We start from the raw sequence: 6,443 nt of genomic DNA on the forward strand, positions 1-6,443 counted from the left end.
GACCCGATGACCACGCCACCTGCTGCCGCGCTGCCCGACCCGTCGGCGCCGGCGAAGCCGACCTCGCGGGCCGGGCGAGACCTCAAGGCTGCGATCGGAGTCGGCGTCGTCCTCGGCGTCATCATCGTCTCGACGCTGCTGGTCAAGAAGGAGTCGTTCCTCGTCGTCGTCGCCATCGCGGTGGCCATCGGTATGTGGGAGCTGCACGTCGCCCTGCGCAACGTCGCCGTCCGCGCTCCGCTCGTGCCGGCCGTCGTCGGGATGGTCGCGATGACGTGGGCCGCCTACGTCCACGGACCGGGCGGCCTCGTCACCGCCTGGGTCCTCACCGGGGCGGCGGTCCTGCTCTGGCGGGGGAGTGGTCGCCTCGAGGGCGCGGCCCGGGACGTGCTCGGCGGCATCTTCATCGCCACCTACCCGCCGCTGCTCGTCGGCTTCGCCGTCCTCCTGCTCGCCCCGCCCGATGGGGTGGGCCGGATGTTCGTCTTCCTGCTCACCGCCGTGAGCAGCGACATCGGCGGATATGCGGCAGGCGTCTGGCTGGGCAAGCACCCGATCGCCCCGACCATCAGCCCGAAGAAGTCCTGGGAGGGCTTCGCCGGCTCGGTCATCCTCTGCGTCATCGCCGGGTCGCTCACGATCCACTTCTTCCTCGGCCACCCCTGGTGGATCGGCATCGCCCTCGGGGTGGCCGTCGCCGTGGCCGCCACGATCGGTGACCTCATGGAGTCCCTGATCAAGCGCGACCTCGGCATCAAGGACATGTCGAGCATCCTGCCCGGCCACGGCGGCATCATGGACCGCCTGGACTCGCTCATCGTCGTCGTCCCGATCGTCTGGGCGGTGCTCACCCTGCTCGCCGAGCGCGTGGCCTGATGACCCGACCGCCCTTCGCGCAGTCGGGGCGGGTCGCGCTCGTGACCGGCGCCGGCAGCCCGACCGGGATCGGGTTCCGGGCGGCCCGGGCGCTGGGGCTGCTTGGCGCCACCGTGGCACTCGCCGCGACGACGGACCGGGTCCAGGACCGAGTCGCGGAGCTGGGCTCGCTCGGGATCAGTGCATCCGGCCAGGTGGGTGACCTCACGGACCCCGACGCGGCGGCCGCGCTCGTCGGCGCCTGCGTGCGCGAGCACGGCAGGCTCGACGTCCTGGTGAACAACGCAGGGATGGTGAGTGTCGCCGAGCCGGACCTGCTGGGCGGAGATCTCGAGTCGACCGGGTTGGACCGCTGGCACCGGTCGTTGGCCCGCAACCTGGACACCGCCTTCCTGGTCACTCGAGCCGCACTGCCGCACCTGCGCGTTTCTGGCTCGGGCCGCGTGGTGTTCGTCGGGAGCGTCACGGGGGCCGTGATGGCCATGCGCAACGAGGCAGCCTATGCAGCCTCGAAGGCGGCGCTCGTCGGTCTCGCCCGAGCTGTCGCGGTGGACGAGGCCCGCACCGGCATCACCGCCAATGTCGTGGCTCCCGGATGGATCGCCACCGCGTCCCAGACCGAGGACGAGGCACGTGAGTCACTGGCGACCCCAGCGGGGCGCGCGGGCACTCCTGATGAGGTCGCTGCCGCGATCGCCTTCCTCGCGAGCCCGGAGGCCGCCTACGTGACGGGACAGGTGCTCGTCGTCGACGGCGGCAACAGCATCGCCGAGCAGCGGGTCCTCGACGTGCCCTGAGCGCGTGGACACCCCACCCCGTTGCCCGTATGCCGCTGGGTCCGGTGGGGTGCCTCACGGCGGGTCCCTTGCCGGCGGAGTCCCACGCTCGATCCGGGGGCCGGGCTGGGAGGTGACGGGACAGCGGAAGCCTGCCCAGCGGCATACGGCATCGTTTTGACAGCGGCTGAGACAATGGGGTCACCATGACTGAGAACCCTGCGCCCGTCTCGCTGCCCGAGCCGACGACGGCGCGACCCGCCCCCGGGGAGCTGACCTTCCGCGCGCCGCGCCGCGGCAAGCCGCCCCGGCACCTCGCCGACTTCGCCCCGGCGGAGCGCAAGGAGGTCGTCGAGTCGCTGGGCCACCAGGGGTTCCGGGCCAAGCAGCTGTCGACGCACTACTTCGAGCGGCTCGTCGACAACCCGGAGCAGATGACCGACCTGCCCAAGGCGGTGCGCTCCGACCTCGTCCGCGATCTGCTGCCGACCCTGCTCACGCCGATCGTGCGGCGCCAGGCCGACGACGGCCAGACGATGAAGTACGCCTGGCGCCTGCATGACGGCGCGATCGTCGAGTCGGTGCTGATGCGGTATCCGAACCGCGTCACCATCTGCATCTCCAGCCAGGCCGGCTGTGGGATGAACTGCCCGTTCTGCGCGACCGGGCAGGCCGGACTGACCCGCAACATGTCGACCGCGGAGATCGTCGAGCAGGTCGTCTGGGCGGCGCGGGCGCTGCGCACTGGCGAGCTGGCCGGCGGTGAGGACGCCGACCGCGAGCACCCGCTGCGCGTCAGCAACGTCGTCTTCATGGGCATGGGCGAGGCGCTCGCCAACTACTCGGCGGCCATCGGCGCCATCCGGCGGCTCACCGACCCGGCGCCCGACGGGCTCGGCATGTCGGCCCGCGGCATCACGATGTCGACCGTGGGGCTCGTGCCCGGCATCGACAAGCTCGCCGCCGAGGGCATCCCGGTGACGCTGGCCCTGTCGCTGCACGCGCCCGACGACGAGCTGCGCGACGAGCTGGTGCCGATCAACACGCGGTGGAAGGTCGACGAGGCGATCGACGCTGCCTACCGCTACTACCGGGCGACCGGGCGACGGGTGTCGATCGAGTACGCCCTCATTCGCGACATCAACGACCAGGGTTGGCGCGCCGACCTGCTCGCCCAGAAGCTGAACCGGCGTGGGCGAGGCTGGGTCCACATCAACCCGATCCCGCTCAACCCGACGCCCGGCTCCAAGTGGACGGCGAGCCGGCCCGGGGTGGAGCAGAACTTCGTCGAGCGGCTCCGGGCCCACGGCATCCCGACGACGATCCGCGACACCCGTGGTCAGGACATCGACGGCGCCTGCGGCCAGCTCGCCGCCGCCACCGCCTGACCGATCCTCTCGATCGAAGGAGCAGTTCGCGACGATTTGAGCGAGTGATCCGCCGCTGAGGGTGTCGCGAACTGCTCTTTCGATTGATGGCCGCCCAACCCAAACCCGAGAGTTGACCCGTGACCACGACTGACGAATCCGAGACGCGCCCCGCCGCGATCCCTCGGCAGCGACGCGTGCACCCGGCCTGGTGGGTGGCGGCCGCGACGTTCCTGACCATCATCGGCGCCGCCGGCTTCCGCTCGACGCCCGGCGTGCTGATGAACCCGCTCCACGAGGAGTTCGGCTGGCCGATGGGCCTCATCGGCGCCTCGGTGTCGGTCAACCTCGTCCTCTACGGGCTCGTCGCCCCCTTCTCCGCGGCACTCATGGAGCGCCTCGGCGTCCAGCGAGTGGTCACCGCAGCTCTCGTCCTGGTCAGCATCGGCTCGCTGCTGCCGATCTGGATGACGTCCTCGTGGCAGCTCATCCTGGCCTGGGGCCTCTTCGTCGGTCTCGGGACGGGCGCGATGGCCATGTCCCTCGTCGCCACCGTGACGGGGCGCTGGTTCGTCGCGCGCCGCGGGCTGGTGACGGGCGTCCTCACTGCAGCCGGCGCCACCGGGCAGCTCGTCTTCCTCCCGGTGCTCGCCTGGCTCGCTGAGAACCACGGCTGGCGCTCGGCTGCCGTGGTGACCGGTGTGACGGCACTCGTCGTCGTGCCCCTCGTCCTCTGGCGGCTGCACGACCACCCGAGCGACCTCGGCCTGATCGCCTACGGTGCCCCTGCCGGGAGCTCGACCGCGCGACCTGCCCCACCGTCCGGCCGTCCCGTGCGACTCGCCCTCGACACGCTCCGGGACGCCGCCCGCACCAAGGTCTTCTGGCTGCTCGCCGGGGGCTTCGCGATCTGCGGCATCTCGACCAACGGGCTCGTCGGCACGCACTTCATCCCCGCGGCACACGACCATGGGATGCCCCTGACCGCGGCCGCGAGCCTGCTCGCCCTCGTCGGGATCTTCGACATCGCCGGGACCGTGTTCTCCGGCTGGCTCACCGACCGCATCGACGCCCGTCTCCTGCTCGCCGTCTACTACACGCTGCGGGGCGCCTCCCTGCTCCTGCTGCCCTCGCTCTTCAGCGACGAGATGCACGTCAACATGCTGGCGTTCATCATCTTCTACGGGCTCGACTGGGTCGCGACCGTGCCGCCGACGATCGCCCTGTGCCGGGAGGCCTTCGGCGACCGGGCCCCGATCGTCTTCGGCTGGGTCTTCGCGTCGCACCAGATCGGGGCGGCCCTGGCGGCGGCGGGCGCGGGCCTGATCCGCGACCAGCTCGGCACCTACACGCTCGCGTGGTACATCGCCGGCGCCCTGTGCTTCGGCGCCGCGCTGATGTCGATCTCCATCGCCCGGGCGCGACGCGACTCTGCCGCCGACCCGGCGGTGCCGGCCGACGATCCGCTCGCCGACGCAATGTGACCGCTCGGCTCTGTGACGAAATCGGGTCTGGCCCTCACGGTAGGCGGCCGGGCAGGGTGGGAGCATGAGCGACGGAGCCAGCCCAGCGGCATACCCCTCGAGCTACCGCACCACCTACGAAGGGAGCCTGCGGGATCCCGACGCCTTCTGGGCGGAGGCCGCGGGGCTGATCGACTGGGTGACCCCGCCGACGCGCATCCTCGACGACGACAACCCGCCGTTCTACCGCTGGTATCCCGACGGTGAGCTCAACGTGTGCCACAACGCGCTCGACCGGCACGTCGCCGACGGCCGCGGCGACCAGCCGGCCATCCACTACGACTCCCCGGTGACCGGCACCAAGGAGACGATCACGTATGCCGCCCTGCTCGCTCGCGTGCGAGCCGTGGCCGGGGGCCTGCGCGGGCTCGGCGTCGACAAGGGTGACCGGGTCGTCATCTACATGCCGATGGTTCCGGAGGCCGTCATCGCGATGCTCGCGTGTGCGCGGATCGGGGCGATCCACTCCGTCGTCTTCGGTGGGTTCGCGCCGGCCGAGCTGGCCGCTCGCATCGACGACGCCGCACCGAAGGTCATCCTGTCGGCGTCGTGCGGCATCGAGCCCAGCCGGGTGGTCAAGTACAAGCCGTTCCTCGACGAGGCCATCCACCGCTCCGAGCACAAGCCGGAGCGCTGCGTCATCCTCCAGCGGCCGCAGGAGCCGGCCGAGCTGGGCGAGCGGGACCTCGACTGGGAGGAGTTCGAGTCCGGGGAGGCGGCCCAGGCCGGTGCCGACCCGGTGACCGTGGCGGCCACCGACCCGCTCTACATCCTCTACACGTCCGGGACGACCGGGAAGCCGAAGGGCATCTACCGCGACAGCGGTGGCTACGCCGTCGCGCTGCGCTGGTCGATGCACGCGCTCTACGACGTCCAGCCCGGAGAGACGATGTTCACCGCGAGCGACGTCGGCTGGGTCGTCGGCCACTCCTACATCGTCTACGGGCCGCTCCTGACCGGGGCCACCACCGTGCTCTACGAGGGCAAGCCGATCGGTACCCCGGACGCCGGGGCGTTCTGGCGGGTCATCTCCGACTACGACGTCGTCTCCCTCTTCACCGCGCCGACCGCCTTCCGCGCGATCAAGAAGGAGGACGCCTCCGCCTCGCTCGTGGCTGACTACGACCTGTCGTCCTTCCGCACCCTGTATCTGGCTGGAGAGCGGCTCGACCCCGACACGTACGAGTGGGCCACGGCCGCGCTCGGTGTCCCGGTCATCGACAACTGGTGGCAGACAGAGACCGGCTGGCCGATCGCCTGCAACCCCAAGGGCATCGAGATGCTGCCGATCAAGCCCGGGTCCCCGTCGGTGCCCGTCCCCGGCTACGACGTGCGGGTCCTCGACAACGAGGGGGCCGAGCTGCCGCCCGGGCAGGAGGGGGCCGTCTGCATCAAGCTGCCGATGCCTCCGGGCACGCTCCCCACGCTCTGGCAGGACGACGAGCGCTACGTCTCCTCCTACCTGTCGGCCTATCCCGGCTACTACCTGACCGGCGACGGCGGCTACATCGACGAGGACGGCTACCTCTTCGTGATGGGCCGCACCGACGACGTCCTCAACGTCGCCGGCCACCGCCTCTCGACCGGGTCGATCGAGGCCGCCCTGGCGGGGCACGAGGCCGTGGCCGAGTGCGCCGTCATCGGCGTCCGCGACGAGCTCAAGGGCCAGGTGCCGCGGGCGCTGGTCGTGCTCAAGAGCGGCATCGACGGAGAGGCCGAGGGCGAGCGGATCCGCCGCGAGCTCGTCGCGCGGGTGCGCAGCGAGGTCGGCGCGGTGGCCGCGCTGCACCAGGTCGACATCGTGCACGGCCTGCCCAAGACGCGCTCCGGCAAGATCCTGCGCAAGACCATGCGCGAGATCGCCGATGGCGGGTCGCCCGCGGTGCCGGCCACGATCGAGG

Annotated in this window: 5 protein-coding genes; all 5 read left to right on the forward strand. The window is 71.3% G+C overall.

All coding sequences use genetic code 11. The features are described 5' to 3' along the window. The first annotated feature begins 6 nt into the window (after nucleotides 1-6). Nucleotides 7-876, forward strand: a complete 870-nt coding sequence (locus OO014_RS11765; RefSeq protein WP_272462511.1) for a phosphatidate cytidylyltransferase — start codon at nucleotides 7-9, stop codon at nucleotides 874-876. Then, nucleotides 876-1,673, forward strand: coding sequence for an SDR family NAD(P)-dependent oxidoreductase (locus OO014_RS11770; protein ID WP_272462512.1), 798 nt, complete (start codon nucleotides 876-878; stop codon nucleotides 1,671-1,673). The genes OO014_RS11765 and OO014_RS11770 overlap by 1 nt, the downstream gene beginning before the upstream one ends. Before the next feature lie 185 nt (nucleotides 1,674-1,858). Then, a complete protein-coding gene (rlmN, locus tag OO014_RS11775; RefSeq protein ID WP_272462513.1) occupies nucleotides 1,859-3,040 on the forward strand; it encodes a 23S rRNA (adenine(2503)-C(2))-methyltransferase RlmN in 1,182 nt (393 codons plus the stop codon). A 119-nt stretch (nucleotides 3,041-3,159) separates the two neighbouring features. Continuing rightward, a complete protein-coding gene (locus tag OO014_RS11780) occupies nucleotides 3,160-4,503 on the forward strand; it encodes an MFS transporter (protein ID WP_272462514.1) in 1,344 nt (447 codons plus the stop codon). A gap of 64 nt (nucleotides 4,504-4,567) precedes the next feature. Then, on the forward strand, nucleotides 4,568-6,443 hold a 1,876-nt coding region (locus tag OO014_RS11785), incomplete at its 3' end, for a propionyl-CoA synthetase (RefSeq protein ID WP_272462515.1).

Origin of the sequence: Intrasporangium calvum (genome assembly GCF_028446585.1) — a bacterium.
Lineage (GTDB): Bacteria > Actinomycetota > Actinomycetes > Actinomycetales > Dermatophilaceae > Intrasporangium > Intrasporangium calvum_A.